Source organism: Pseudomonas sp. ef1, from assembly GCF_007293365.2.
Lineage (GTDB): Bacteria > Pseudomonadota > Gammaproteobacteria > Pseudomonadales > Pseudomonadaceae > Aquipseudomonas > Aquipseudomonas siliginis.
In genome coordinates this window covers 1,952,643-1,977,608 of sequence record NZ_CM129815.1, presented here as the reverse complement: position 1 = coordinate 1,977,608, position 24,966 = coordinate 1,952,643, and the positions used below count along the sequence as shown (strand labels likewise).

The following is a 24,966-nucleotide window of genomic DNA, read 5'->3' as shown; positions in this document are numbered from 1 at the left end:
CTCAGTTCCCCTGCCCTTTCAGAAAGTCTTGGTCTTTGATGCGGTATTCGGCGCTGCGTGCGTGGGCGCTCAGCGATTCACCACGGGCCAGTACCGATGCTGTTTTGCCCAGCTCGGAAGCGCCGGCCTCGGAGCAGAAGATGATCGACGAGCGCTTCTGGAAGTCGTAGACGCCCAGCGGCGAGGAGAACCGCGCGGTGCCGGAAGTCGGCAACACGTGGTTCGGACCGGCGCAGTAATCGCCCAACGCTTCGGAAGTGTGGCGGCCCATGAAGATCGCACCGGCGTGACGAATCTGCGGCAACCAGGCTTGTGGATCGGCGACCGACAACTCCAGGTGTTCCGGGGCGATACGATTGGCGACTTCGATGGCCTGGGCCATGTCAGTGACCTGGATCAGCGCACCACGGCCATTGATCGAAGTTTCGATGATGGTCGCGCGGTCCATGGTCGGCAGCAGTTTGTCGATGCTTGCGGCTACCTTGTCGAGGAACTCGGCGTCCGGGCTGACCAGAATCGCTTGCGCGTCTTCGTCGTGCTCGGCCTGGGAGAACAGGTCCATGGCGATCCAGTCCGGATCGGTCTGGCCATCGCAGACCACGAGGATTTCCGAAGGGCCGGCGATCATGTCGATGCCCACCTGGCCGAACACATGGCGCTTGGCCGTGGCCACATAGATATTGCCCGGGCCGACAACCTTGTCGACACGCGGCACGCTTTCGGTGCCATAAGCCAGTGCGGCAACCGCTTGCGCGCCGCCGATGGTGAACACGCGGTCGACACCGGCGATGCAGGCAGCGGCCAGCACCAGCTCGTTGATTTCACCGCGCGGGGTCGGCACGACCATGACCACTTCGGTCACGCCGGCGACCTTGGCCGGAATCGCGTTCATCAATACCGACGACGGATACGAGGCCTTGCCGCCCGGCACGTAAAGGCCTGCGCGATCCAGTGGCGTGACTTTCTGGCCGAGCACCGTGCCGTCAGCCTCGGTGTAGCTCCAGGAATCCTGCTTCTGTTTTTCGTGATAACTGCGCACGCGAGCGGCGGCTTTTTCCAAGGCCTCGCGTTGCGGCACGGTGATGCGGGTCAGGGCCAGTTCGAGACGCTCGCGCGGCAGGATCAGGTCGGCCATCGAGGCGACTTCGAGGCCGTCGAACTTCTGGGTGAACTCGACCAGCGCCGCGTCACCGCGCTCGCGCACAGCCTTGATGATGTCCAGCACGCGCTGATTGACCGAGTCGTCAGACACACTTTCCCAGCTCAGCAGATGATCCAGATGATGCGCGAAATCCGGGTCAGCAGCGTTGAGTCGGCGAATTGCAGTCGGTGCGGTCATAGCGAGAGCCTCATAGGAATTGGCAAAAAACTCAGGCGCCCGAAACTAGCATTCGATCCGCTTGGGCACCTGAGAATTCTGGCTATGAGGCGGATAGACGGCGCGGCCTCGGGCCGCGCTGGTAGATCAGCCGCGGTGTCGCGATTCCACTGCGTTGCGCAGGGTGTCGATCAACGCCTGGATTCGGGCGTGCTGCATTTTCATTGAAGCCTTGTTGACCACCAGACGCGAGCTGATCGTGGCGATCAGTTCCTGTGGCTCCAGGCCGTTGGCGCGCAGGGTGTTGCCGGTGTCGACCACGTCGATGATCTTGTCGGCCAGCCCGATCAGCGGCGCCAGTTCCATCGAGCCGTACAGCTTGATGATGTCGACCTGACGGCCCTGCTCGGCGTAATAACGCTTGGCAACGTTGACGAACTTGGTCGCCACGCGCAAACGGCCTTTGGGCTCGGCCGCGCCGATCTTGCCGGCGGTCATCAGCTTGCACTGGGCGATCTGCAGGTCCAGCGGCTCGTACAGGCCCTGGCCGCTGTATTCCATCAGCACGTCCTTACCGGCGACGCCGAGGTCGGCCGCGCCATGCTCGACATAGGTCGGCACGTCGGTGGCACGCACGATCAGCAGACGCACGTCGTCCTGGGTCGTGGGAATGATCAGCTTGCGGCTCTTGTCCGGATTCTCGGTCGGCACGATGCCCGCTTCAGCGAGAAGCGGCAGAGTGTCGTCAAGGATGCGGCCCTTGGACAGTGCGATGGTCAACATGGGAAACGTCAGTCCTTATCAAGGTACTCATGCCCGGTCGCAATCGGCGCCGGACACACATCGAGGGTGCGTACACCCTCGACTCGAAACGAATTCAGTGGACACGTCCCTGTGTCCCGATGCAGCGATCAGCCCGGAACGCGACGGATCTTGGCACCCAGCATTTGCAGTTTTTCTTCGATGCACTCGTAACCACGGTCTATGTGGTAGATGCGGTCGATCAGCGTGTCGCCTTCGGCAACCAGCGCCGAGATCACCAGACTGGCCGATGCGCGCAGGTCGGTGGCCATGACTGGCGCGCCCTTGAGCTTCTCGATACCGGTGACGATGGCAGTGTTGCCTTCAACCTGGATATGCGCGCCCATGCGGTGCAGCTCGTACACGTGCATGAAACGGTTTTCGAAGATTGTCTCGATCACCGCACCAGTACCTTCGGCAATGGCGTTGAGCGAGATGAACTGGGCCTGCATGTCGGTCGGGAACGCCGGGTACGGCGCGGTGCGCACGTTGACCGCCTTCGGGCGCTTGCCGTGCATGTTCAGCTCGATCCAGTCTTCACCGCAGGTGATTTCCGCACCGGCTTCACGCAGCTTTTCCAGTACCGCTTCGAGAATGGTCGGATCGGTGTCCTTGACCTTGACGCGGCCACCGGTCACGGCAGCAGCGACCAGATAGGTGCCGGTTTCGATACGGTCAGGCATGACCTTGTAGAACGCCGAACCCAGACGCTCGACGCCATCAATTGTGATGGTGTCGGTGCCAGCGCCGGAAACCTTGGCGCCCATGGCATTGAGGAAGTTCGCCAGGTCGACCACTTCAGGTTCGCGCGCGGCGTTCTGCAACACGCTGCGGCCTTTGGCCAGAGCAGCGGCCATCATGATGTTCTCGGTACCGGTCACGCTGACGGTGTCGAAGAAGAAGTGCGCGCCGCGCAGGCCGCCTTCAGGCGCCTTGGCCTTGATGTAGCCGCCTTCGACGTCGATGACCGCGCCCATGGCTTCCAGACCGCGGATGTGCAGATCGACCGGACGCGAACCGATGGCGCAACCGCCAGGCAGTGCGACTTCGGCTTCACCGAAACGCGCGACCATCGGGCCGAGCACAAGGATCGACGCACGCATGGTTTTCACCAGTTCGTACGGCGCGATCAGGGTCTTGATGGTGCGCGGGTCGATTTCGACGCTGAGCTTCTCGTCGATTACCGGCTCAATGCCCATGCGCCCGAACAGCTCGATCATGGTGGTGATGTCGTGCAGGTGCGGCAGGTTGCCAACGGTGACCGGGCCATCGCACAGCAAGGTCGCGGCCAGAATCGGCAGGGCGGAGTTCTTCGCGCCGGAAATGCGGATCTCGCCATCAAGACGAGCGCCACCGGTAATAATCAATTTATCCATTAGTATCTCGACGCCCTAGGGCTCAGGTGCGCTCGGCCCAGGCCGCGCGGCTGAAAAATTTCATAGTGACCGCATGGATGCTGCCATCGGTGATCCATGGGCTCAAATGGGCATAGACCTGCTGCTGACGCTTCACCGGGCTCAACGCCGCCAGTTCTTCGCTAATCACGTTCAGCTTGAAGTTGCAGCCTTCGCCTTCAACTTCTACCAGCGTTCCTGGCAGCTTTCCTTCAAGGAAGCTCTTCACTTCTACGGCCTGCATGCTCAACCTCAATCGGCGCCCTGTGCGCACGGGTCGGACATCATACAAAAAAGCCCCGCGCCTGCGAACCCCGCAACGCAGGACTCTGACGGGGGGCTTCTTTATAGATGATGGTTCAGGGTTGCGCCAACAGCTCGGTCAGTTCACTGACCTGAGCGATTTGGCGCATGTCTTCAGGCATCGCACGGATGCTGACGGCCTTGCCGGCCGCCTGCGCATCGCGCATGAAGCACAGCAGCAACGACAGGCCGACGCTGCTGGACTTCTGCACCGCCGAACAATCGATGACCAGCGCGGACGCCTTGCTCGACTTGATCAGCGCCTGCCCTTCCTTGCGCAGCTCAGGCCCGGTGCGGTAATCCAGCACGCCGCTGAGCACCAGCTCGTCGACATCACTCATACGAACTGCCGCCTCACTCATTGCGCTGGCTTCGCGGCGGCTTTGTCGGTTTCCTGCTTGGCCTTGGCCACTTCACCGGCCCAGCCATCGATGGTCTTGTCCAGATTGTTGCCATTGCGTTGCATGGCGTCGGCGAACTGGTCACGGAACAGCTTGCCGATGTTGATGCCGTTGATGATCACGTTGCGCAGTTTCCACTCGCCGCTGATCTTCTCAAGCGTGTACTGCACCGGATAGATCGCGCCATTGCTGCCCTTGACGGTCATGTTGACGCTGGTGCGGTCGCCAGATTCGTCTTTGGCCGGGTCAACCGTGATGCCCTGGTTGTTGTATTCCAGCAGAGCGTTGCCATAGAACTGGAACAGACCGCGCTTGAAGTTTTCCTGAAAGCGCTGCATCTGCTCAGGCGTGGCCTTGCGCGAATACTTCACGGTCATGATGCTTTTGGAGATGCCCTCGGCATCCACCACCGGCCCCACAATGTTGTTGAGCGCCGCATAGAAATCCTGCGGATCCTGCTTGTACTTCTCTTTGTTTGCCTGCAAGTCGGCAAGCATCCGGTTCGTGGTGTCCTGAATCAGGTCATGAGCCGATTGCCCCGGTGCAGCGTTAGCCATCAACGGCAGGGCCGCGAGCAACACCAACAGGCCACGTCGCAAGATAGAGATCATTCAAAAGCTCCTCATTTGGCGTCTTTGCTAACGGTATTGAGCAGGAATTTACCGATCAGGTCTTCCAGTACCAGTGACGACTGCGTGTCGTGGATGGTTCCACCGTCTTTCAACTGGGTGTCTTCACCGCCGACGCTGATACCGATGTATTTCTCGCCCAGCAGACCTGCGGTGAGGATAGATGCAGTCGAATCGACCGGCAGGTTGTCGACCTTTTTATCCACTTGCAGCGTGACCCGACCGGTGAAGCTGTCGCGATCCAGATCGATAGCGGTGACCTTGCCGATGGTCACACCGGCCATGGTCACTTTGGCTCTGACCGTCAGACCGGCGATATTGTCGAAATACGCATACAGCTTGTAAGTGTCGGTGGACGAAGTCGGAGACAGGCCGCTGACGCGCAAGGCGAGCAGCAGCAAAGCCAGGATCCCTGCCAGCAGGAACAGGCCGACACCGATTTCCAGGGTGCGGTTTTGCATCAGAAATCTCCAAACATCAAAGCGGTCAGAATAAAGTCCAGGCCGAGCACTGCCAGCGAGGCAAACACCACGGTCTTGGTGGTGGCACGACTGATTCCCTCGGAAGTGGGTTCACAGTCATAGCCTTGGAATACGGCGATCCAGGTCACGACAAAGGCGAAAACGACACTCTTGATCACGCCATTTAGCACATCACTGGTGAAGTTCACGCTGTTCTGCATGTTCGCCCAGTACGAGCCTTCGTAGACGCCCAGCCAGTCGACCGCCACCCACGAACCGCCCCAGATGCCGACGACGCTGAAAATCATCGCCAGCACCGGCAGGGAAATGAAGCCAGCCCACAGGCGCGGGGCAATGATGTACTTGAGCGGATCGACACCGATCATTTCCAGGCTGGACAACTGCTCGGTGGATTTCATGTTGCCGATTTCGGCGGTCAACGCCGAACCGGCCCGCCCGGCAAACAGCAACGCCGTGACCACCGGCCCCAGTTCACGCAGCAGCGTCAGGGCGACCATCTGCCCTACAGCCTGCTCTGAACCATAGCTGGAAAGAATGCTGAAGCCCTGCAGCGCCAGGACCATGCCGATGAAAATGCCGGAGACCACGATGATCACCAGCGACATGACGCCGACCGAATGCAGCTGCTTGACCAACAGGCCGAAACCACCGCTGATACCGCCACGGCCCAGCAGGGCGTGAAACAGGAACAGGGTCGCCCGACCAAACACCGCGACCGCGTCGATCGCCGATTCGCCGAACCGACGCACGCGTTCCATCAATGAAATTCTGCGCATCAACGCTTCCCCAGAAGATCTGCGCGGTAATCCGTCGCTGGAAAGTGATACGGCACCGGGCCATCGGGATCACCGGTCATGAACTGACGGATACGCGGTTCATCCGAATTCATCAGCTCATCCGGCGTGCCCTGCCCCAGCACCTGACCATCGCCCACGACATAGATGTAGTCGGCAATGCTCGCCGTTTCCGCCAGGTCGTGCGAGACCACGATGCTGGTGATTCCCAGTGCATCGTTGAGCAGGCGGATCAGGCGCACCAGCACGCCCATGGCGATCGGGTCCTGGCCCACGAAGGGCTCGTCGTACATGAGAATCTGCGGATCGAGGGCAATCGCCCGGGCCAGCGCCACGCGGCGTTTCATGCCGCCGGACAGTTCGTCCGGCATCAGGTCGATGGCGCCACGCAGCCCCACGGCCTGCAATTTCAGCAGGACGATGTCGCGAATCATGTCTTCCGGCAGTTGCGTGTGCACCCGCAGCGGAAAGGCCACGTTCTCGAACACATCGAGGTCGGTAAACAGCGCACCGCTCTGAAACAGCACGCCCATGTGCTTGCGCGCATCGAACAGATCACTGCGCGACAGCGTCGGCAGGTTCTGCCCGTTGACCCAGACTTCGCCGCCGGACGGCCGCAACTGCGCGCCCATCAGGCGCAGCAGCGTGGTCTTGCCGCAGCCGGAAGGCCCCATGATGCCGGTGACCTTGCCGCGCGGGATGCGGATATCGACGTTATTGAAAATGCTCCGCGCACCGCGCTTGAAGGAGACTCCCTTCAGCTCGACCGCGTAGGCGTTATCGGCACTCATCTAAACTCCTTGCGATGCAGCCTCTCACTGGGATGCCAGACTTTCCTCGGAAACACCTGCATCCCGGGCAGGCCGAACTGGCGGCGAACTATATCACTGCAAAGGCTGAGCGCCCAAGCGAGAACCCGGCCAAGATCGCCGACTGAAGAGGGCCTGAGCGAGTTTCAGAGGGTTTTGGTAACCAGTAATGACAAAGCACGTCGAACTTGCGTGAGGCTTTGCCACATACCCGCTATAATCGCCGCCTTTTCATCGGCCCATACGATTCTGACATGAGCAAAACCCGCGACCTGATTCAATCGGCACAACGCACCATCCGCCTCGAAGTGGAAGCCGTCCAAGGCTTGATGGCCCATATCGACGCCGATTTCGTACGCGCTTGCGAGATGATTCTGGCCAGCAAGGGCCGCGTGGTCGTAGTCGGCATGGGCAAATCCGGGCACGTCGGCAACAAGATCGCCGCCACCCTGGCCAGCACCGGTACTCCTGCGTTTTTCGTGCATCCGGCCGAAGCCAGCCACGGCGACATGGGCATGATCACCCGCGACGATGTGATTCTGGCCCTGTCGAACTCCGGCTCGACCAACGAAATCGTAACGCTGCTGCCATTGATCAAACGCCTGGGTATCCAGCTGATCAGCGTCACCGGCAATCCACAGTCGCCATTGGCGAAGGCTGCCGAGGTCAATCTCAATGTGCATGTAGAGCACGAAGCCTGCCCGCTGAATCTGGCACCGACCTCTTCGACCACGGCCGCACTGGTCATGGGCGATGCCCTGGCCGTGGCGCTGCTGGAAGCTCGTGGTTTCACCGCTGAAGATTTCGCGTTCTCGCATCCTGGCGGTGCCCTTGGCCGTCGCCTGCTGCTGAAAGTCGAAAACGTCATGCACGCCGGACAGGAGCTGCCGCAGGTACAACGCGGCACCCTGCTCAAGGACGCGCTGATGGAAATGACCCGCAAGGGTCTGGGCATGACCGCTATTATTGAGGCCGATGGCAAGCTCGCCGGGATCTTCACCGACGGTGATTTGCGCCGCACGCTGGATCGCGCCATCGACATCCGCAGCGCCACCATCGACCAGGTGATGACTGCACACGGCAAGACCGCCCGGCCCGACATGCTCGCCGCCGAAGCCCTGAAAATCATGGAAGACCATCGAATCAACGCCCTGGTAGTCGTCGACGAGGAGGATCGCCCGATCGGCGCATTCAACCTCTCCGATCTGCTGCGCGCAGGAGTCATGTAATGAGCAACGATCTGCTGCAACGCGGCAAAGCGATCAAACTGGCAGTGTTCGACGTCGACGGGGTGCTCACCGACGGGCGCCTGTACTTCCTCGAAGACGGCAGCGAGTTCAAGACCTTCAACACGCTCGACGGCCAGGGCATCAAGATGTTGATGAATGCCGGCGTACAAACCGCGATCATCAGTGGTCGCAAGACCCCGGTGGTCGAGCGACGCGCTAAGAACCTCGGCATCCCGCACCTGTTTCAGGGACGCGAGGACAAACTGGTGGTGCTCGACGGCCTGCTCGCGCAACTGGGCCTAAGCTATGAGGAAGTCGCCTATCTGGGCGACGATCTGCCAGACTTGCCGGTGATCCGCCGTGTAGGGCTGGGCATGGCGGTGGCCAACGCTGCCGATTTCGTCCGCGAACATGCCCACGGTGTTACCCGCGCCCGTGGCGGCGAAGGTGCCGCCCGCGAATTCTGCGAATTGATCCTGCGCGCCCAGGGCCGCCTCGAAGCGGCCAACGCCGCGTACCTGTGAGCCTGACCATGTTTAGCAAAAAGTTTCGCAATTTCCTGCTGTTCGGCTGCATCGCGGCGATTTTCGCTGCGGTGGGCTACTGGAACATAAGCCCCGAGCGCTTCCTCGACAAGCCGCCGGTCTCGGCCGCCGAGAATCCGATCGACTGGTACGCGACCAACACGCACACCATTCAATACCTGCCCGACGGCAAGGTGCAGTATGAGATGACCTCCGACAAGGCCGAGCACGTCAAGGCCACTGATATCACGCTGGTAACCAAGCCTGATTTGAACATGTACCGCGGCACCGACTTCCCGTGGCACGTGACCAGCGAGCGCGGCGAAGTGAATTCGGGCGGCACCGAAGTGGAATTGATCGATTCGGTCCGCGTACAGCGCACCGACGAGAAACAGCGCGGCACCCTGATCACCAGCACTCGCATGACCGTGTTCCCGCAGCAAGAATATGCGCAGACCGCGCAACCCGTTAGAATCGAGGGCGCTGGCGGCGTATCGACTGGCGTCGGAATGAAAGCGTACCTGAAGGACAGCAGGATACACCTGCAATCGAACGTAAGAGGACAGTATGAGGCTCGTTAAAACCCTCCCTATTTTGCTCAGTCTGGGCGCAGCACTGGGAAGCGCGAGCGCCTGGTCCCTGCCGAACGATCAGCAGCAGCCTATCCGCATTCAGGCCGACGACGCCCAACTGGACGACAAGAATGGCATCGCCACCTATAAAGGTGACGTGATCATTACCCAGGGCTCGATGATCGTTAAAGGCAACACCGTGACCATGACTCGCGCGCCCAATGGCGACATCGACGTGGTGACCTCGGTGGGCAACCTGGCTTACTTCGAGCAGTTGCAGACACAGGGCGACGCCAACCCGGTCAAGGGCTACGGCGTGACGATTCAATACCACGCCCAGCAGAACCGGGTGGTGCTGATCGACAAGGCCAAGGTTATCGACAAGGATAACAACGTCACCCAGGGCGAAAAAATCGTCTACGACACCGTGAAGAAGCTGGCCAGCGCCGGTCGCGCCACGGGCAGCAAGGTCACCGAATCGCGTCCGCGCATCGACATGGTGATCCAGCCGAAGAAGAAAACCGAAGAGAAATCCCAGTAATGGCAACTCTGAAAGCTCAGCACCTGGCCAAGGCCTATAAAAGCCGCCAGGTCGTGCGTGACGTCAGCCTGTCGATCGACAGCGGGCAGATCGTCGGCTTGCTCGGTCCGAACGGCGCCGGCAAGACTACGTGCTTCTACATGATCGTTGGCCTGGTGCAGGCAGATCAGGGCCGCGTACTGATCGACGATCTGGACGTCAGCCACCAGCCGATGCACGGCCGCGCCAAGGCCGGTATCGGCTATCTGCCGCAAGAAGCGTCGATCTTCCGCAAACTGTCGGTCGCCGACAACATCATGGCGATCCTCGAGACCCGCCCGGAGCTGGACAAGGCCGGTCGGCGCAAGGAGCTGGAAAGCCTGCTGCAGGAATTCCACATCAGCCACATCCGCGACAACCTCGGCATGAGCCTGTCCGGCGGTGAGCGTCGCCGGGTGGAAATCGCTCGCGCCCTGGCCACTGCACCCAAGTTCATCCTGCTCGACGAACCGTTCGCCGGTGTCGACCCGATCTCGGTCGGCGACATCAAGCAGATCATCCATCACCTCAAGGCCAAGGGCATCGGTGTGCTGATCACCGACCACAACGTGCGTGAGACGCTGGATATCTGCGAAACCGCTTACATCGTCAACGACGGTCAACTGATCGCTGAAGGCGATGCCGAGACCATCCTGGCCAACGATCTGGTCAAGGAAGTGTATCTGGGTCACGAGTTCCGCCTGTAAGCGCGACAGCGCTGTATCGATTCAAGGCGCATTTATCCGCTTTAATTGTTACAGCGCTCTAGGCAAACACTTCAGTTTCAGGCATATAATTTGCTTAAGTTTGGCGCTTCGGCGCCCTGTAGTGGATGGCGCAAAGCGCCGGCGAATAAGGTGTTAAGCCCCTGCCATGAAACCATCGCTAGTCTTGAGAATGGGCCAGCAGCTGACGATGACACCGCAGCTGCAACAGGCCATCCGCCTGCTCCAATTGTCGACCCTGGACCTGCAACAGGAGATCCAGGAGGCTCTGGAATCCAATCCGATGCTCGAGCGCCAGGAAGAAGGCGACGACTTCGACAACGCCGATCCGCTGGCCGACAACGCCGAACAGAAGCCCGCCGAAATCCAGGAACCCTCCTACCAGGAAACCGCCCCGACGGTGGATAACCTCGAGGATGGCGATTGGAACGAGCGCATCCCCAACGAACTGCCGGTGGATACTGCCTGGGAAGACGTCTACCAGACCAGCGCCAGCAGCCTGCCCAGCAGCGATGACGATGAGTGGGATTTCACCACCCGCACGTCGGCCGGCGAGAGCCTGCAAAGCCATCTGCTCTGGCAACTGAACCTGGCACCGATGTCCGACACCGATCGCCTGATCGCCGTGACCCTGATCGACTGCATCAACAATCAGGGCTATCTGGACGAAACACTCGAAGAAATTCTTGAAGCGTTCGACCCTGAACTGGACATCGAGCTCGATGAGATCGAAGCCGTCCTGCATCGCATACAGCAATTCGAGCCCGCCGGTATCGGCGCACGCAACCTCAGCGAATGCCTGCTGCTGCAATTGCGCCAGCTGCCCGCGAAGACGCCGTGGCTGACCGAGGCCAAGCGTCTGGTCGCCGATTACATCGACCTGCTCGGCAGCCGCGATTACAGCCAGTTGATGCGGCGCATGAAGCTCAAGGAAGACGAGCTGCGCCAGGTCATCGAACTGGTGCAGAGCCTCAATCCGCGTCCCGGCTCACAGATCGAGTCGACCGAAGCCGAATACGTCATTCCCGACGTGATCGTGCGCAAGGACAACGAGCGCTGGCTGGTCGAGCTGAACCAGGAATCGGTGCCTCGCCTGCGCGTCAACGCCCAGTACGCCGGTTTCGTGAAGCGTGCCGACACCAGCGCCGACAACACTTTCATGCGCAACCAGTTGCAGGAGGCCCGCTGGTTCATCAAGAGCCTGCAGAGCCGCAACGAAACCCTGATGAAAGTGGCCACGCAGATCGTCGAACATCAGCGCGGCTTCCTCGAATACGGCGACGAAGCAATGAAGCCGTTGGTATTGCATGACATCGCCGAAGCGGTCGGCATGCACGAATCGACGATTTCCCGGGTGACCACACAAAAATTCATGCATACCCCACGCGGTATTTATGAGCTGAAATACTTTTTCTCCAGCCACGTCAGCACCTCCGAAGGCGGCGAATGCTCGTCCACGGCGATCCGCGCGATCATCAAGAAACTGGTCGCTGCGGAAAATCAGAAAAAGCCGTTGAGTGACAGCAAGATCGCTGGTTTACTGGAGGCACAAGGCATTCAGGTGGCTCGCCGCACCGTCGCCAAGTACCGCGAATCCCTCGGAATCGCGCCTTCGAGCGAACGCAAGCGGTTGATGTAAGCCACGTTACAGCGTTCCAGTGGCAGGCTTTTCGGCCTGCCGCTTTATGCACTGGCAACGAAGGAGAAGCTGTATGCAAGTCAACATCAGTGGACACCAACTGGAAGTGACCCAACCTCTGCGTTCCTACATCGAGGAAAAACTCCAGCGACTGGAGCGACATTTCGACAAGATCACCAACGTGCAGGTCACGATGTGCGTCGAAAAGCTGAAACAGAAGATCGAAGCCACCTTGCATATCCCCGGCAGTGAAGTGGTCGCAAACGCAGAAGATACCGACATGTACGCTGCGATCGACTCACTTACCGACAAGCTGGATCGCCAACTCAAAAAGCATAAGGAAAAGACCCAGAGCCTCCTCCAGGGCGCGACCGGTCGTTAACACCCCTATCCATGATCCGACTTGAAACCATCCTGACCCCCGGCCGTTCCCAAGTGAACGCGCCGGGCGGCAGCAAGAAAAAAGCCCTCGAACAGATTGCCAACCTGATCCACCGCGAAGTGCCGGATCTGGCGATGCAGGATGTCTTCGAGGCGCTGATCGCCCGTGAAAAACTCGGCTCCACCGGTTTTGGCAACGGCATCGCCATTCCCCACTGCCGCCTCAAGGGCTGCGCGGGGCCAGTGAGCGCCCTGCTGCACCTCGAAGCCCCGATCGATTTCGACGCCATCGACGGCGCTCCGGTGGACCTGTTGTTCGTGCTGCTGGTCCCGGAAGCCGCAACCGACGCGCATCTGGAGTTGTTGCGCCAGATCGCCAGCATGCTCGACCGCAAGGAAGTGCGCGACAAATTGCGCAGCGCTCCGAGCAATGAAGCCTTGTACCAGGTTGTACTGGACGAGCAGAACGGGCACTAATCATGCGTTTGATCATTGTCAGTGGCCGTTCGGGCTCGGGTAAAAGTACCGCCCTGAATGTCCTTGAGGACAACGGCTACTACTGCATCGACAATCTGCCGGCCGGTTTGCTGCCGGAACTGGCCGAGCGAGCGCTGATTCACACAGAACTGGCGCAGCCGCTGGTCGCCGTGTCGATCGACGCGCGCAACCTGCCCAGCCATCTGTCACGTTTCCCTGAGTTGCTCGAAGACGTGCGTGCCAAGCATATCAAGTGCGATGTGCTGTACCTGGACGCCGATGAAGAAACCCTGCTCAAGCGTTTTTCCGAGACCCGTCGTCGTCACCCGCTGAGCAACGCCAATCGCTCACTGGCCGAGGCGATTCACGACGAAACCGCCCTGCTTGGTCCGATCGCCGATCTGGCCGACCTGAAGATCAACACCACCAGTCTGAATCTGTATCAACTGCGCGACACCATCAAGTTGCGCCTGTTGAATCAACCGGAGCCCGGTACGGCGTTTCTGGTCGAGTCGTTCGGCTTCAAGCGCGGCATGCCGGTCGACGCCGACCTGGTGTTCGACGTGCGCTGCCTGCCCAATCCGTACTGGAAACCGGAGCTGCGCGCGCAATCCGGCCTCGATGCCCCTGTGGCCGAGTACCTGGCGCAGCAGCCGGATGTCGAAGAAATGTATCAGGACATCTACGCCTACCTGAACAAGTGGCTACCACGCTTCGCCGCCAGCAACCGCGCCTACGTCACCATTGCCATTGGCTGCACCGGCGGGCATCACCGCTCCGTCTACCTGACCGAACGACTGGGTCAGGCCCTGCAGAAAACCCTGAAGAACGTCCAGGTTCGCCACCGCGACCTCACCTAAAGGATTTACACCGCGATGCCTGCTCGTGAAATCGAAATCATCAATAAGCTGGGCCTGCATGCCCGGGCATCGGCCAAATTTGTCGGCGTGGCGGGTCAGTATCCAGACTGCACGATCCGAGTGGGACGCACACCTGAAACGACTGTGGACGGCAAGAGCATCATGGCTATGATGATGCTCGCGGCGGGTAAAGGCACCAAGATCCATTTGAGCACCGAAGGCGAACAGGCTCAGGAAGCCATGGACGCATTGGTCGATCTGATCGAAAGGTATTTCGACGAAGGTGAATAATCCTTGAGGCGGGGACACTGTTCCTCGCCTCCATTCACCCCAACGCCGTATCCATCACCATCATCAGACAAAACCCGATCAACAGACCCAGACTCGCCAGCTTGTCATGCCCATGACGGCGCGATTCCGGGATTACTTCGTGGGTCACCACCAGCAACATCGCCCCCGCCGCCAGTGCCAGCCCCAACGGCAACAGCACCTGAGCCAGACTCACGAGCCACGCACACAGCAGCGCAAATATCGGTTCGACCAGCCCCGACGCCGCGCCGATCAGAAACGCTCTGACCCGCGACATTCCCGCCCCGGCGAGCACCAGAGCAATCACCAGTCCTTCCGGCACATCCTGCAACGCAATGCCCATCGCCAGACTGTCGGCGTCCGCCATCCCGCCTCCGGCAGATACGCCAACCGCCATGCCTTCCGGAATGTTGTGCGCGATGATGGCGAACACGAACAGCCAGATTCGCGGTGGAATCACCGGATGCTCCAGCGTGCCGACGAGCATCTCCGGCGAGGCACCGCAAATGCGCCGATCCACCAGATACAGACCGAACGCACCGAGCAGGATGCCAAAGCAGATCAGGCCACTGGCGGCCCACGGCGTCAGGCCAAGGCTCTCAGCTGCAGCTATGCCCGGCACGATCAACGAAAACGCCGTCGCCGCCAGCATCACCCCCGCACCAAATCCCAGCAAGGTGTCGCTGAGTGCCTGCGGCATGCGCCGGATCACCAGCACCGGCACCGCGCCAAGCGCCGTGCCCAAGGCGCAGATGGCACCGCCCTGCAAGGCACGTAACAGCCTCGGTTCCAGATTCAGCCATTGCAAAGCGTGGGCGACCAGTAAAGTCATACCCGCCAACAGCAACAGCGAACCCACCGCGTAACGAAACATGCGCCCGCTGCCAATTGCCAGTGTTTCCGTGCCCATAGTCAGCCCTGATTGTTTTTATTGAAGGCTTAAACCAGTGCGGCCTGATAGCGCGCAGCAACTTCCGGCCAGTTGATCACGTTGTAGAACGCGTTGATGTATTCCGGGCGACGGTTCTGGTAACGCAGGTAGTAAGCGTGCTCCCAGACATCGAGGCCAAGGATCGGGGTGTTGCCGTTCATCAACGGGCTGTCCTGGTTGCCGCTGCTTTCCACGACCAGTTTTTTCTCCGCTGTCACGCTCAGCCACGCCCAGCCGCTGCCAAAACGGGTCAGCGCGGCTTTGGTGAACGCTTCCTTGAAACTGTCGAGTCCGCCCAGTTGCTCGTCGATGGCCTTGGCCAGCGCGCCGCTGGGCTTGCCGCCACCGTTGGGCACCATCACTTCCCAGAACAGCGAATGGTTGGCGTGGCCGCCGCCCTGATTGATCACCGCCGCGCGAAGTTTTTCCGGCAGTTGCTGCACGCTGGCGACGAGTTTCTCCACCGGCCACTCGGCAAACTCGGTGCCTTCCACGGCGGCGTTGAGGTTGTTGATGTAGGTCTGGTGATGCTTGGTGTAATGGATTTCCATGGTCTGCGCATCGATGTGCGGCTCGAGGGCATCGTAGGCGTAAGGCAAGGCAGGCAAGGTAAAAGCCATTTCAATGGACTCCATACTGATGGGGATTTGAGGCGCGGCGGGCATTGCCGGTGTCCGGATGCAGCAGGCGCTGGTTGCGTGGGTATTCGCCGTGCTCGCTAATGAAGTTCAACAGTTCGACATAGGTCTTGCTGCTCTGGCGCAGCGCCGCCTCACGCAGGGCCGGACGCAAGCGCTCGTCCTGCATGGTCTTCAACAAACGTTGATGGATGGCACAGAGATATTCGGCGCTCTCCTCCGGTTGGTTCAGGCGCAGATGCAGGTCAGCCAGGTTGTGATGTGAGACGACGCAGGCCGCCACCGCTTCGTCGGCATCCGCCCAGCGTTCGAACAACACTTGCGCCAGGGCCAGGGCTTGCAGGTAAGCCTCGCGGGCGTCGATCAGTTCGCCCAGCATGAAGCAGCGATTGGCCCGTTCGATCGTGCGTTTCCAGTGCTCCATGATGAGCCTCCAAAGCGGTTGCGGGGTTTACACGCCACCGGCGGTGAGCTGCTCGGAGTTGAGCAACTCTTCCAGCTGGCTGCGCGACAGGTCAGTGTGTTCGAGGGCGACGTCGATCACCGCGCGGCCTTCCTTGCAGGCTTTAGCGCGCAACGGATCTGGCGACTCATCCAGCGCCAGCTTTCGAGGTAGGGCTGCTCGTGCAAGGCAGAACTCATGATCCGTGACTCATTCGGAAATGAGATTTATTATTAGATGATAATGAGAACCAAAACAAGTGTTCGAGTTTGCGCTGTTCATTTGTGGGAGCGAGCCTGCTCGCGAATGCGCCGTGTCAGCCAGCACATTTGCAACTGATCCACCGCTTTCGCGAGCAGGCTCGCTCCCACAAGGGATTTGTAGCGAAGCGAATAAAAAAGGCGCGCCATCCACAACGGATGGCGCGCCTTTTTGGCTTGGCGGATTCGCGGCTTAGCTGCCGGCGACAGTCATCCGCTCGATCAATACTGACCCGGTGCGGATGTTGCTGCGCAGTTCCAGATCATTACCCACCGCAACAATCTGCTTGAACATGTCGCGCATATTGCCGGCGATGGTCACTTCCTGCACGGCGAACTGTATTTCGCCGTTTTCCACCCAGAAGCCCGCCGCGCCGCGCGAATAGTCGCCGGTGACCATGTTCAGGCCGTGGCCCATCAACTCGGTGACCAGCAGTCCTCGGCCCATGCGCTTGAGCAGTGCTGCCTGATCCTCATCACCGTGGGTGACGAACAGGTTGTGCACCCCGCCCGCGTTGGCGGTGCTCGGCATGCCCAGTTTGCGCCCGGAATAGGTGCCGAGGATGTAGGAGACCAACTCGCCCTTTTCGACGAACGGTTTCGCGTAAGTCGCCAGGCCATCACCGTCGTAGGAAGCACTGCCCATGGCACGCATCAGATGCGGACGCTCATCAATGGTCAGCCATTCCGGGAACAGCTTTTGCCCGAGTGTGCCTTCGAGAAACGACGATTTGCGATACAGGCTGCCGCCCGACACGGCCGAGAGGAAACTGCCGAACAGACCGCCCGCCAGTTCGGCGGAAAACAGTACCGGCACCTCGCATGTCGGCACCGGCCGCGCGCCCAGACGGCTCGCCGCCCGTTGCGCGGCACGCTGGCCGATGCTCACCGGATCGGCGAGCAGACTGCCCTGGCGATTGACGTCATACCAGTAATCACGCTGCATCTGGCCATCGGCTTCAGCGATCATCACGCAACTCAGGCTGTGCCGGGTCGACGCATAACCGCCGATGAAACCGTGGCTGTTGCCATAAACCCGGCAGCCCTGATGGGTGCTGAGGGTGGTGCCGTCGGCGTTCTTGATTCGCGCATCGGCATCGAACGCCGCGGCCTCACAGAGCAAAGCCTTCTCGATGGCCTGCTCCGGGGTGATGTCCCATTCGTGGAACAGGTCGAAATCCTGCACATCCCTGGCCATCAGTGCAGCGTCGGCCAGACCCGAGGCTTCGTCCTCGGACGTGTGTTTGGCGATGGCCAGTGCCGCCGCTACGGTTTCACGAATCGCCTCCGGCCCGGTGGCGGAGGTGCTGGCCGAGCCTTTGCGCTGGCCGACGTACAGGGTGATGCCAAAACCCTGATCACGGTTGAATTCAACGGTTTCGACCTCGCGCTGACGCACCGAGGTCGACAGCCCCTGCTCCAGCGACACCGCAACTTCACAGGCGCTGGCGCCCTGGCGCTTGGCTTCGGCGATGATCTGCTCGACCTGTTCTTGCAGTGCCGGCAATGCCTGCGGGCCGACGCTTTGAACTGCACTCATGCTCATCTCCACTCAAATTCTGCTTTCGGCTGGGGTCATCGAGCGACCGGGCCGGACAAGCGGCCCCCGACTGGTTATCATGGCGGCGTTTCTTTGCGGACTGCCCCCATGGTTGATTCTTACGACGACTCCCTCGATACGGGAGAAAAAAGCAAATCTCAGGTCAAACGCGAGTTGCATGCGCTGGTTGACCTCGGCGAGCGCCTGACCACACTCAAGCCTGATCTGGTCGCCAAACTGCCGTTGACCGACGCTTTGCGCCGGGCATTGGCCGATGCGCCCAAGCACACCGCGAATATCGCGCGTAAACGGCATTTGCAGTTCATCGGCAAACTGATGCGCGACCAGGACACTGACGCGATTCTGACTCTGCTCGATCAACTCGATGCCTCCACTCGCCAGTACAACGAGCGTTTCCATAATCTGGAACGCTGGCGTGACCGCCTGATCGCGGGCGATGACGCCGTGCTGGAGAAATTCGTCATCGAGTACCCGGACGCCGATCGCCAGCAATTGCGTTCCCTGATCCGTCAGGCCCAGCATGAGGTTGCGCAAAACAAACCACCTGCTTCGAGCCGCAAGATCTTCAAATACATTCGGGAGCTGGACGAGACTCAACGCGGCCTGCGTTGAAAATCGTCACCGGGTGGCCGCCCTGCGCGCCACCCGAAAGCCCCGCCTCTCTTATGCGCCCGTGCCACCCACGGTAATCGCATCGATTTTCAGCGTTGGCTGGCCGACACCCACCGGCACCGACTGCCCATCCTTGCCGCACGTACCCACACCGCTGTCCAGCGCCAGATCGTTACCGACCATCGACACCCGGCTCATCGCCTCGGGGCCGTTGCCGATCAATGTCGCGCCTTTGACCGGTGCGGTGATTTTGCCGTCCTCGATCAGATAAGCCTCGCTGGTCGAGAACACGAACTTGCCGCTGGTGATATCGACCTGACCGCCGCCGAGGTTGGCGCAGTAGATGCCCTTCTTCACCGAGGCGATGATTTCCGCCGGATCACTTTCGCCACCGAGCATGTAGGTGTTGGTCATCCGTGGCATCGGCAGATGCGCATAGGATTCGCGACGACCGTTACCGGTCCGCGCCACGCCCATCAGGCGCGCATTGAGCTTGTCTTGCATGTAGCCCTTGAGTACGCCGTTTTCGATCAGCGTAGTGCACTCGGTGGGCGTGCCTTCGTCATCGACGCTCAGCGAACCGCGACGGCCGCTCAAGGTGCCGTCATCGACGATGGTGCATAGCTTGGAGGCAACCATTTCACCCATGCGCCCGCTATAGGCCGAGCTGCCCTTGCGGTTGAAATCGCCTTCCAGACCGTGACCGACCGCTTCGTGCAACAGCACCCCGGACCAGCCGGAACCCAGCACCACCGGCAAGGTACCGGCCGGCGCTGGAATTGCTTCAAGGTTGACCAGTGCCTGGCGCAGCGCCTCGCGGGCATAACCCATGGCGCGGTCTTCGGCGAGGAAGTAGCGGTAATCGGTACGCCCGCCGCCGCCATGCCCGCCGCGTTCGCGCCGGCCGTTCTGTTCGACGATGACGCTTACGTTGAAACGCACCAGTGGGCGCACGTCGGCGGCGAGACCGCCATCGGTAGACGCAACAAGGATTCGCTCCCAGACCCCGGCCATGCTCACGCTGACCTGCTGAATGCGTGGGTCGAGTGCGCGGGTGGCGACGTCGATGCGTTTGAGCAACTCGACTTTTTCCGCGCGGCTGAGCACTTCCAGCGGGTTATCGGGCGCGTACAACTGCGCGACGTCCTGGCTGGTGAACGCCTGCACGGTGCCGTTCTGTCCGGCGCGGGAGATCGAACGCGCGGCGCGGGCCGCTGCGCCGAGAGCTTCAAGGGTGATCGCGTTGCTGTAGGCAAAACCGGTTTTCTCACCGGACTGTGCACGCACGCCGACACCCTGATCGAGGTTGAAGCTGCCTTCCTTGACGATGCCGTCTTCCAGCGCCCATGACTCGGAAATCTGGCCCTGGAAATACAGGTCGGCGGCATCGATGCCCGGCCCGGCCAGATCGCCGAGCACGCCTTGCAGGCTCTCGATCGTGACACCGCCGGGTGCCAACAGGTGATCACTGACTGAGGACAACAACTCGCTCATAGGTTTACGCCTTAAATTCGTGTTCTGAAGCAGGCCGCTGGGCGCCCTGCGAGAAAAACCGCCGATGACGCGTCACCGGCATGCGCGCCCGGATGGACGCTTGTTCATCGCTGTCGCGGGCGGCCAGCAACACCGCCTCGCCTTGATCCTGTTGGGCCAGCACGCGCCCCCACGGGTCGACAATCGCCGCATGCCCGAAGGTTTCACGCGGTCCGGGATGGCTGCCGCCCTGCGCGGCCGCGAGGATATAACACTGTGTTTCGATGGCCCGCGCGCGGATCAGTACATCCCAGTGCGCGTCGCCGGTTACGGCCGTAAACGCCGACGGTGCGGTAATCAATTCGGCACCGGCGGCACGCAATTCACTGTACAGCTCCGGGAAACGCAAGTCGTAACACACGCTCAGACCGACTCGCCCCACCGGCGTATCCGCCACCACTACATTACCGCCATAAGCATAGTCATCGGATTCACGGTACCGGCCGCGATTGTCGGCGACATCGACATCGAACAGATGCAGCTTGTCATAGCGCGCGACCACCTCGCCGTGCTCGTTGATCAGCAATGAGCAGGCATTGGCTTTGGCCGTGGGTTGACCCAACGGTGGCAACGGCAACGTGCCGGCGACTATCCATAAGGTGAGGTCGCGGGCGGTCTGTTTCAACCATGGCAGGATCGGCCCTTCGCCCAAGGCCTCGGCGCGGCCGATATCGGCGACGTCGCGACGGCCCATGGCGGCGAAGTTTTCCGGCAGCACCGCGAGTTTCGCCCCGCCGGCGGCGGCCTGTTCGAGCAAGCGTCGGGCCTGGGCCAGATTGACCGGCACGTCGCTCTGGCTGACCATTTGAATCACCGCTAAAGACATGGCCGCTCCTCGGGATTTGCATATGACTGTGTAGGAGCTGCCGAAGGCTGCGATCTGTTGATTTTTTTTAAGAGCCAGATCAAAAGATCGCAGCCTTCGGCAGCTCCTACAGGGGTAGTGTCTGCTAGTTAAAAAGGCTTGTCGAAGGTGATTTTCGGCTCTTTCCATGGGCCTTTGACGGTGTACTTGACGCTGGCGAAGCGCGCGACGCGGTCGCCGATCAGCTTGTCGATGAGGAACAGCGCGCCGCCGACCGCCGGTGCGCCGACGAGCAACGCGGCGATCGGCAGGTTGTTGGTCACTGGCAAGGTCACCAGCAATCTCGCATCGACCTTGTCACCGACCAGATCCAGCGTGCCGTCCAATTCCAGGTTGCTCGAAGGCCCGGTCAGGCGAATCGGCTCACGTGTCACGTAGACACCATTGTTCGCCACCAGCAGGCCTTTGACCCGATCGTAGCTCAGGCCTTTGCCGAACAGGTCGGAGAAGTCCAGACGCAGGCGCCGGCCGATCGAGTTGAAGTTGAGCAGGCCGAACACCCGCAGCGCCTGAGCACCGCCTTCCACTTCAACGAACTGGCCTTTGTTCAGCGAGGCATCGAGGGTGCCGGAGAAGCGCTTGGTCGCCAGCCACGCCGGCGAGCCCGGCCAACGGCCGTCGACATCCATATGGAATTCTTCGCTGGTCACGCTTGGCGCGAAGCCCCAGCCTTTGAGCACGTCGGCCAGATTCTTGCCGCCAATGCGGCCCTTGTACCAACTGCTGGTCGCCCCCGGCGCGCCTTCCCAGCCGCCGTTGCCTTGCAGCAGGATACCCTTGAGGCCCATGTCGAGGTTGTTCAGTGCGATGCCCTTGGCCGTCGGCCGCACTTTCAGCGACCAGCCACCGACCAGATCGGGGCCGAGGAACAACTGATTGAGGGTGATATCCAGCGCCGGGATTTTCGTCGGGTCGACCGACGCCAATGGATCAGGCGCGTTCTCGTCAGCCTGCACCGCCGGGTCCGGCGCCGGCAGTTTCACGTATTGCAGATTCACCGCAATCGGCACGCCGTTGGCATCCGGCAGGCTGGCGCTGCCCTTGGCCTGTTGGCTATCCAGCGCCAGGTTCCACGCGCCTGGCTTGCGATTGATCTGCACCGCAGCCTGATCCAGCGTGGTGCCGAACGCGGTCAATTTGCCGACCTTGATGTCAGCGCTGCTCAGCAGTTGCTTGGCGCTGCCGCCCGGATCCCCGCCAGCGTACTTGCTGGCCAGATCCTGCCACGGCGCGACGTCCAGTTCCGACAGCACCCCGCGAATGCGCAGGCCCTTGGCGCCCGGCAACACCGCTTCGCCAGCACCGAGAAACAGTTCGCCACGGCCATCGGCGAAATTGCTCGGCGGCGCAGCAAAAGTGAAATTGGCCAGTTGATCATAATTGAACCAGTACCGCCGCTCCTGCCCTTGCAAGGTCATGCGGAATACCGTGTCGCGTCCGACATCGGCGGTCATGCCGAACGGCGCCGGCAGATCCACCGCCACGCCTTTGAGGCTGGAGCTGACCAGCAACTGGCTGTCGGCCCCGGAAAGATTCAGCTGCAACTGATAAGGAATCGTCCCGGACACCGGCAACGGCTGGGTCACGCCCAGCCAATCGGTGAGCTTTTTCACTTCAACCTGCCCCGACGCCGCAACCCGGGTCTTGATCTGGTTGGGGCTGCCATCAGCGAAGATCTGCGCAGTGACCGGTTTGTCGAAGGCCCGTGCAGAGATGTTCTGGCCGCTGAGGCCTTTATTGCTGTCGAAGCGGAAATCGCCCTTGAGCTGGCTCAGTTCGAGCTTCGGTTCGGCCAGTTTCAGCCGCGCGTTGGCCGTTTTGAAATCGACGAGGATTTTAGGTTCCTCGCCCTTGGCCAGCGGAATATCGAGCTTGAGCTTGCCATTCAGATCACCCGCACCCTCCCAACCAGCAAAGGTCTCGCCAGTGCCGATCGGCGCATCCTGAAGAATCTTCAAGCCGTCGCCGAGGCCACCGGCAAATGCGCCATCCAGGAACAAATGCGAGTTCTGCCCGGCCGGTACATGAGGAATATTGACGAAGACATCGCTGACTTGCGTATCGAGCAACTGGCCTTTGCTGGCCCAGATGCGCACGCCGCTGTCTTCGATGAACACATCGCCGCTGACCTTGCTCACATGGGGCCAGCCAGGCTGAAAGGCCAGTTCGGCGTCATGGACCTTGAAGAACAGGCTGATGCTGCGATCAGCCTCGCCGGCGTTCTTGCTCAGCGAGCCCTGATACTGGAAGAAACCCTGGTCCACTGCGCCTTTGAGGATCGCTGTGCGCAGCCACTCATCAAGCGCCGGGCTCAACACCGCCGGCAGGTATTTCGCGGTGTAGCGACCGTCGCCATCAACCAGGCCGACGCGCAGGTCCATGTAGTCTTCCTGGCTATGGTCGAAGTGCAGGCGAATGAGGAAATCGCCGGCAATCTTGCCCTCCTCGCCCAATACCTTGAGGTATGGCGCAATCAGGGTGAAGCCATCCTTGTCGAGCTTCCAGGTCAACCGCGCATTGGCCTGCAGGTATTGCCATGGCTTGGCGAAAATCGGATCGAGGTGCAGGACGAAATCCTTGCTGTCGAGGCGCAACTCGCCGCCGTCGAGGTTGACACTCAGGCTGCCACTGACATTGCGCGCCGCCGGAGCGCCGTGGTAGGCATCGAAACCGACGTTGTCGAGGTTGGCGGCAAAGCCGAATTTGTTGCCATCGGTGGCGGTCGGGCGGAAGTCCAGCAGCACATTACGCAGGCCGCCGGTTACCTTCAAACGCTCGACCACTGTGGCGAAGCTTTGTGGCAACGGCCCCAGCGCATTGAGCAGCGGCGTGATCGGGGTCAGATCGAGGCGATCGGCCTGCAGATGCCAGAGCTCTTCAGCCTTGGCGCTGGCGCGGGTCTGCTGCACCTGCACATGGGATTCCCAGCGGGTTTCGCCGAAGCTCATCGCCAGTGAATCAAGAGTGACTTTCACCCCTTCGGCGGTGTTGCGGTAATAGGCGTTGAGCGCCAGATTGTTGATCTGGATCGGCTTGCGCTCGGCGTAGGCACCGGTCACTTGCGGCGCATTCAGGCGCAACGCGGCGCTTTGCAAAGCGCCTTCGGACCAATCGACCCAGAGTTCGCCGCCGGCCTTGATCTCGGAAAAATTCCATTGCTGGGTCAGGCGCTCGGGAAGCCATTTCGACCAGTCGCTCTGCGGCAGGCTGGCATAACCCTCGATGGCGCTGTTCTGCCACTGATCGGGACGAAGCTGGCTGCGCAGACTCAGCGCGACAGGCTGGCCATCGGGCAAGGTCAGACGCGCGTCGAGACGCTGGCGGCTGGCGCCGGTACGCAGATTGAGGCCGACATAGGTGAGCGTCATGGGAGGGTGATCGAGCGGTTGCAGGGTCACCTGGCTGTCGAGCACTGAAAATTGCCTGATCATCTGCGAGCGCTGGAACATTTGCACCGCATCGAACGGTTGATCCTTCTGCACCGGCAGGCCTTCCAGCGCCCAGGTACCGTCTTCGGCTTCCTTGAGGCTGATCTTCAAACCGTTGAGTTCGATATGCGCGAGACGGACTTCGCGGGCGAGCAAGCTGCCCCACATATCCGGCACTACCCGCACGCGGTCGAGGCGCAGCGCGTTGGCGCCGTCGCCGACCATCACGTCATGGGCCAGCAGGATCGGTGCGAAACCGCTCCAGTTGCCTTCCAGCTCACCGATTTGCAAAGGCATGCCGAGGGCGGCGCTGGCCTTGTCTTCGATGTCGGCGCGGTATTCCGCCACCAGAGGGGTCAGCTCGCGGCCGAGGCTGACGTACAAAGCCATCAACACCAGAACCAACGCGCACAGGCCCAGCCCCCAGCGGGTGAGTGCGGCCAGAATGCGTGTCAGACGCTCCATGTCAGTTGGCTCCCATGGCAAAAAA

The 24,966-nt window shown here is 60.8% G+C and carries 27 protein-coding genes and 2 pseudogenes; 11 read left to right on the top strand and 18 right to left on the bottom strand.

Going from position 1 to position 24,966, the window contains the following annotated elements; translation table 11 throughout:
* Position 1: 1 nt before the first annotated feature.
* From hisD to FEE99_RS08875, 9 genes are all read right to left on the bottom strand, one after another.
* On the bottom strand, positions 2 to 1,339 hold the full coding sequence (gene hisD / locus FEE99_RS08915) for a histidinol dehydrogenase (RefSeq protein ID WP_041477986.1): 1,338 nt from the start codon (positions 1,337 to 1,339) through the stop codon (positions 2 to 4).
* Positions 1,340 to 1,465: 126 nt separating this feature from the next.
* Positions 1,466 to 2,101, bottom strand: a complete 636-nt coding sequence (gene hisG / locus FEE99_RS08910) for an ATP phosphoribosyltransferase (RefSeq protein WP_016771668.1) — start codon at positions 2,099 to 2,101, stop codon at positions 1,466 to 1,468.
* 128 nt (positions 2,102 to 2,229) lie between these two features.
* Positions 2,230 to 3,495 carry a UDP-N-acetylglucosamine 1-carboxyvinyltransferase gene (murA, locus tag FEE99_RS08905; RefSeq protein ID WP_016771669.1) on the bottom strand — a complete coding sequence of 422 codons (1,266 nt, stop codon included), beginning with the start codon at positions 3,493 to 3,495 and terminating at the stop codon, positions 2,230 to 2,232.
* A gap of 22 nt (positions 3,496 to 3,517) precedes the next feature.
* Complete coding sequence (locus FEE99_RS08900) at positions 3,518 to 3,757, bottom strand: BolA family protein (RefSeq protein ID WP_041477985.1); 240 nt, start codon at positions 3,755 to 3,757, stop codon at positions 3,518 to 3,520.
* Positions 3,758 to 3,872: 115 nt separating this feature from the next.
* Positions 3,873 to 4,178: an STAS domain-containing protein gene (locus tag FEE99_RS08895; RefSeq protein WP_041477984.1), complete on the bottom strand. Its 306-nt coding sequence runs from the start codon at positions 4,176 to 4,178 to the stop codon at positions 3,873 to 3,875.
* Complete coding sequence (locus FEE99_RS08890; RefSeq protein ID WP_041477983.1) at positions 4,175 to 4,828, bottom strand: MlaC/ttg2D family ABC transporter substrate-binding protein; 654 nt, start codon at positions 4,826 to 4,828, stop codon at positions 4,175 to 4,177. Before FEE99_RS08890 ends, FEE99_RS08895 begins: the two co-directional genes overlap by 4 nt.
* Before the next feature lie 11 nt (positions 4,829 to 4,839).
* On the bottom strand, positions 4,840 to 5,307 hold the full coding sequence (gene mlaD / locus FEE99_RS08885) for an outer membrane lipid asymmetry maintenance protein MlaD (RefSeq protein WP_016771673.1): 468 nt from the start codon (positions 5,305 to 5,307) through the stop codon (positions 4,840 to 4,842).
* A complete protein-coding gene (gene mlaE / locus FEE99_RS08880; protein WP_016771674.1) occupies positions 5,307 to 6,104 on the bottom strand; it encodes a lipid asymmetry maintenance ABC transporter permease subunit MlaE in 798 nt (265 codons plus the stop codon). Before mlaE ends, mlaD begins: the two co-directional genes overlap by 1 nt.
* Positions 6,104 to 6,913 (bottom strand): ATP-binding cassette domain-containing protein, encoded by an 810-nt coding sequence (locus tag FEE99_RS08875; RefSeq protein ID WP_041477982.1) that lies wholly within the window; start codon positions 6,911 to 6,913, stop codon positions 6,104 to 6,106. Before FEE99_RS08875 ends, mlaE begins: the two co-directional genes overlap by 1 nt.
* A gap of 272 nt (positions 6,914 to 7,185) precedes the next feature.
* Between FEE99_RS08875 and FEE99_RS08870 the strand changes: the two genes are divergently transcribed.
* From FEE99_RS08870 to FEE99_RS08825, 10 genes are all read left to right on the top strand, one after another.
* On the top strand, positions 7,186 to 8,160 hold the full coding sequence (locus FEE99_RS08870; protein ID WP_041477981.1) for a KpsF/GutQ family sugar-phosphate isomerase: 975 nt from the start codon (positions 7,186 to 7,188) through the stop codon (positions 8,158 to 8,160).
* The gene (locus tag FEE99_RS08865) at positions 8,160 to 8,684 is read left to right on the top strand and encodes a KdsC family phosphatase (protein ID WP_016771677.1); all 525 of its coding nucleotides are present in this window, start codon (positions 8,160 to 8,162) and stop codon (positions 8,682 to 8,684) included. Before FEE99_RS08870 ends, FEE99_RS08865 begins: the two co-directional genes overlap by 1 nt.
* 8 nt (positions 8,685 to 8,692) lie before the next feature.
* Complete coding sequence (gene lptC, locus FEE99_RS08860) at positions 8,693 to 9,265, top strand: LPS export ABC transporter periplasmic protein LptC (RefSeq protein WP_041477980.1); 573 nt, start codon at positions 8,693 to 8,695, stop codon at positions 9,263 to 9,265.
* The gene (gene lptA / locus FEE99_RS08855) at positions 9,252 to 9,797 is read left to right on the top strand and encodes a lipopolysaccharide transport periplasmic protein LptA (RefSeq protein WP_016771679.1); all 546 of its coding nucleotides are present in this window, start codon (positions 9,252 to 9,254) and stop codon (positions 9,795 to 9,797) included. Before lptC ends, lptA begins: the two co-directional genes overlap by 14 nt.
* Entirely contained in the window at positions 9,797 to 10,522 is a 726-nt protein-coding gene (lptB, locus tag FEE99_RS08850) for an LPS export ABC transporter ATP-binding protein (RefSeq protein ID WP_024011621.1), read from the top strand. Before lptA ends, lptB begins: the two co-directional genes overlap by 1 nt.
* A gap of 166 nt (positions 10,523 to 10,688) precedes the next feature.
* On the top strand, positions 10,689 to 12,179 hold the full coding sequence (locus FEE99_RS08845; RefSeq protein ID WP_041477979.1) for an RNA polymerase factor sigma-54: 1,491 nt from the start codon (positions 10,689 to 10,691) through the stop codon (positions 12,177 to 12,179).
* Between the two features lie 73 nt (positions 12,180 to 12,252).
* Positions 12,253 to 12,561 (top strand): ribosome hibernation-promoting factor, HPF/YfiA family, encoded by a 309-nt coding sequence (hpf, locus tag FEE99_RS08840; protein WP_007912419.1) that lies wholly within the window; start codon positions 12,253 to 12,255, stop codon positions 12,559 to 12,561.
* 11 nt (positions 12,562 to 12,572) lie between these two features.
* Positions 12,573 to 13,037: a PTS IIA-like nitrogen regulatory protein PtsN gene (gene ptsN / locus FEE99_RS08835; RefSeq protein WP_041477978.1), complete on the top strand. Its 465-nt coding sequence runs from the start codon at positions 12,573 to 12,575 to the stop codon at positions 13,035 to 13,037.
* Positions 13,038 to 13,039: 2 nt separating this feature from the next.
* The gene (gene rapZ / locus FEE99_RS08830) at positions 13,040 to 13,897 is read left to right on the top strand and encodes an RNase adapter RapZ (RefSeq protein WP_041477977.1); all 858 of its coding nucleotides are present in this window, start codon (positions 13,040 to 13,042) and stop codon (positions 13,895 to 13,897) included.
* Between the two features lie 15 nt (positions 13,898 to 13,912).
* A complete protein-coding gene (locus FEE99_RS08825) occupies positions 13,913 to 14,188 on the top strand; it encodes an HPr family phosphocarrier protein (RefSeq protein WP_016771685.1) in 276 nt (91 codons plus the stop codon).
* Positions 14,189 to 14,222: 34 nt separating this feature from the next.
* On the opposite strand, the gene FEE99_RS08820 is transcribed toward FEE99_RS08825, so the two are convergent.
* The 6 genes and pseudogenes from FEE99_RS08820 to pmbA all read right to left on the bottom strand — a co-directional run bounded on the left by FEE99_RS08820 (position 14,223) and on the right by pmbA (position 18,017).
* Entirely contained in the window at positions 14,223 to 15,116 is an 894-nt protein-coding gene (locus tag FEE99_RS08820) for a ZIP family metal transporter (protein ID WP_041477976.1), read from the bottom strand.
* Positions 15,117 to 15,145: 29 nt separating this feature from the next.
* Positions 15,146 to 15,757, bottom strand: a complete 612-nt coding sequence (locus tag FEE99_RS08815) for a superoxide dismutase (RefSeq protein WP_041477975.1) — start codon at positions 15,755 to 15,757, stop codon at positions 15,146 to 15,148.
* A gap of 1 nt (position 15,758) precedes the next feature.
* On the bottom strand, positions 15,759 to 16,199 hold the full coding sequence (locus FEE99_RS08810; protein WP_041477974.1) for a hypothetical protein: 441 nt from the start codon (positions 16,197 to 16,199) through the stop codon (positions 15,759 to 15,761).
* Between the two features lie 27 nt (positions 16,200 to 16,226).
* Positions 16,227 to 16,343: pseudogene (locus FEE99_RS08805) on the bottom strand (hypothetical protein); the annotation flags it as partial.
* A pseudogene (locus FEE99_RS08800) lies at positions 16,337 to 16,417 on the bottom strand (FagA protein); the annotation flags it as partial. The pseudogenes FEE99_RS08805 and FEE99_RS08800, both read right to left, overlap by 7 nt.
* Positions 16,418 to 16,670: 253 nt before the next feature.
* Positions 16,671 to 18,017 carry a metalloprotease PmbA gene (pmbA, locus tag FEE99_RS08795; protein ID WP_024011613.1) on the bottom strand — a complete coding sequence of 449 codons (1,347 nt, stop codon included), beginning with the start codon at positions 18,015 to 18,017 and terminating at the stop codon, positions 16,671 to 16,673.
* A 108-nt stretch (positions 18,018 to 18,125) separates the two neighbouring features.
* Here pmbA and yjgA point away from each other — a divergent pair, with 108 nt between their 5' ends.
* A complete protein-coding gene (gene yjgA, locus FEE99_RS08790; RefSeq protein ID WP_016771692.1) occupies positions 18,126 to 18,650 on the top strand; it encodes a ribosome biogenesis factor YjgA in 525 nt (174 codons plus the stop codon).
* A 51-nt stretch (positions 18,651 to 18,701) separates the two neighbouring features.
* Here the strand turns inward: yjgA and tldD are convergent, their stop codons facing one another.
* The 3 genes from tldD to FEE99_RS08775 all read right to left on the bottom strand — a co-directional run bounded on the left by tldD (position 18,702) and on the right by FEE99_RS08775 (position 24,941).
* Positions 18,702 to 20,144 (bottom strand): metalloprotease TldD, encoded by a 1,443-nt coding sequence (tldD, locus tag FEE99_RS08785; RefSeq protein WP_016771693.1) that lies wholly within the window; start codon positions 20,142 to 20,144, stop codon positions 18,702 to 18,704.
* A gap of 4 nt (positions 20,145 to 20,148) precedes the next feature.
* The gene (locus tag FEE99_RS08780) at positions 20,149 to 21,009 is read right to left on the bottom strand and encodes a carbon-nitrogen hydrolase family protein (protein ID WP_041477973.1); all 861 of its coding nucleotides are present in this window, start codon (positions 21,007 to 21,009) and stop codon (positions 20,149 to 20,151) included.
* 128 nt (positions 21,010 to 21,137) lie between these two features.
* Positions 21,138 to 24,941, bottom strand: a complete 3,804-nt coding sequence (locus tag FEE99_RS08775; protein ID WP_041477972.1) for a YhdP family protein — start codon at positions 24,939 to 24,941, stop codon at positions 21,138 to 21,140.
* Between the last annotated feature and the right edge of the window lie 25 nt (positions 24,942 to 24,966).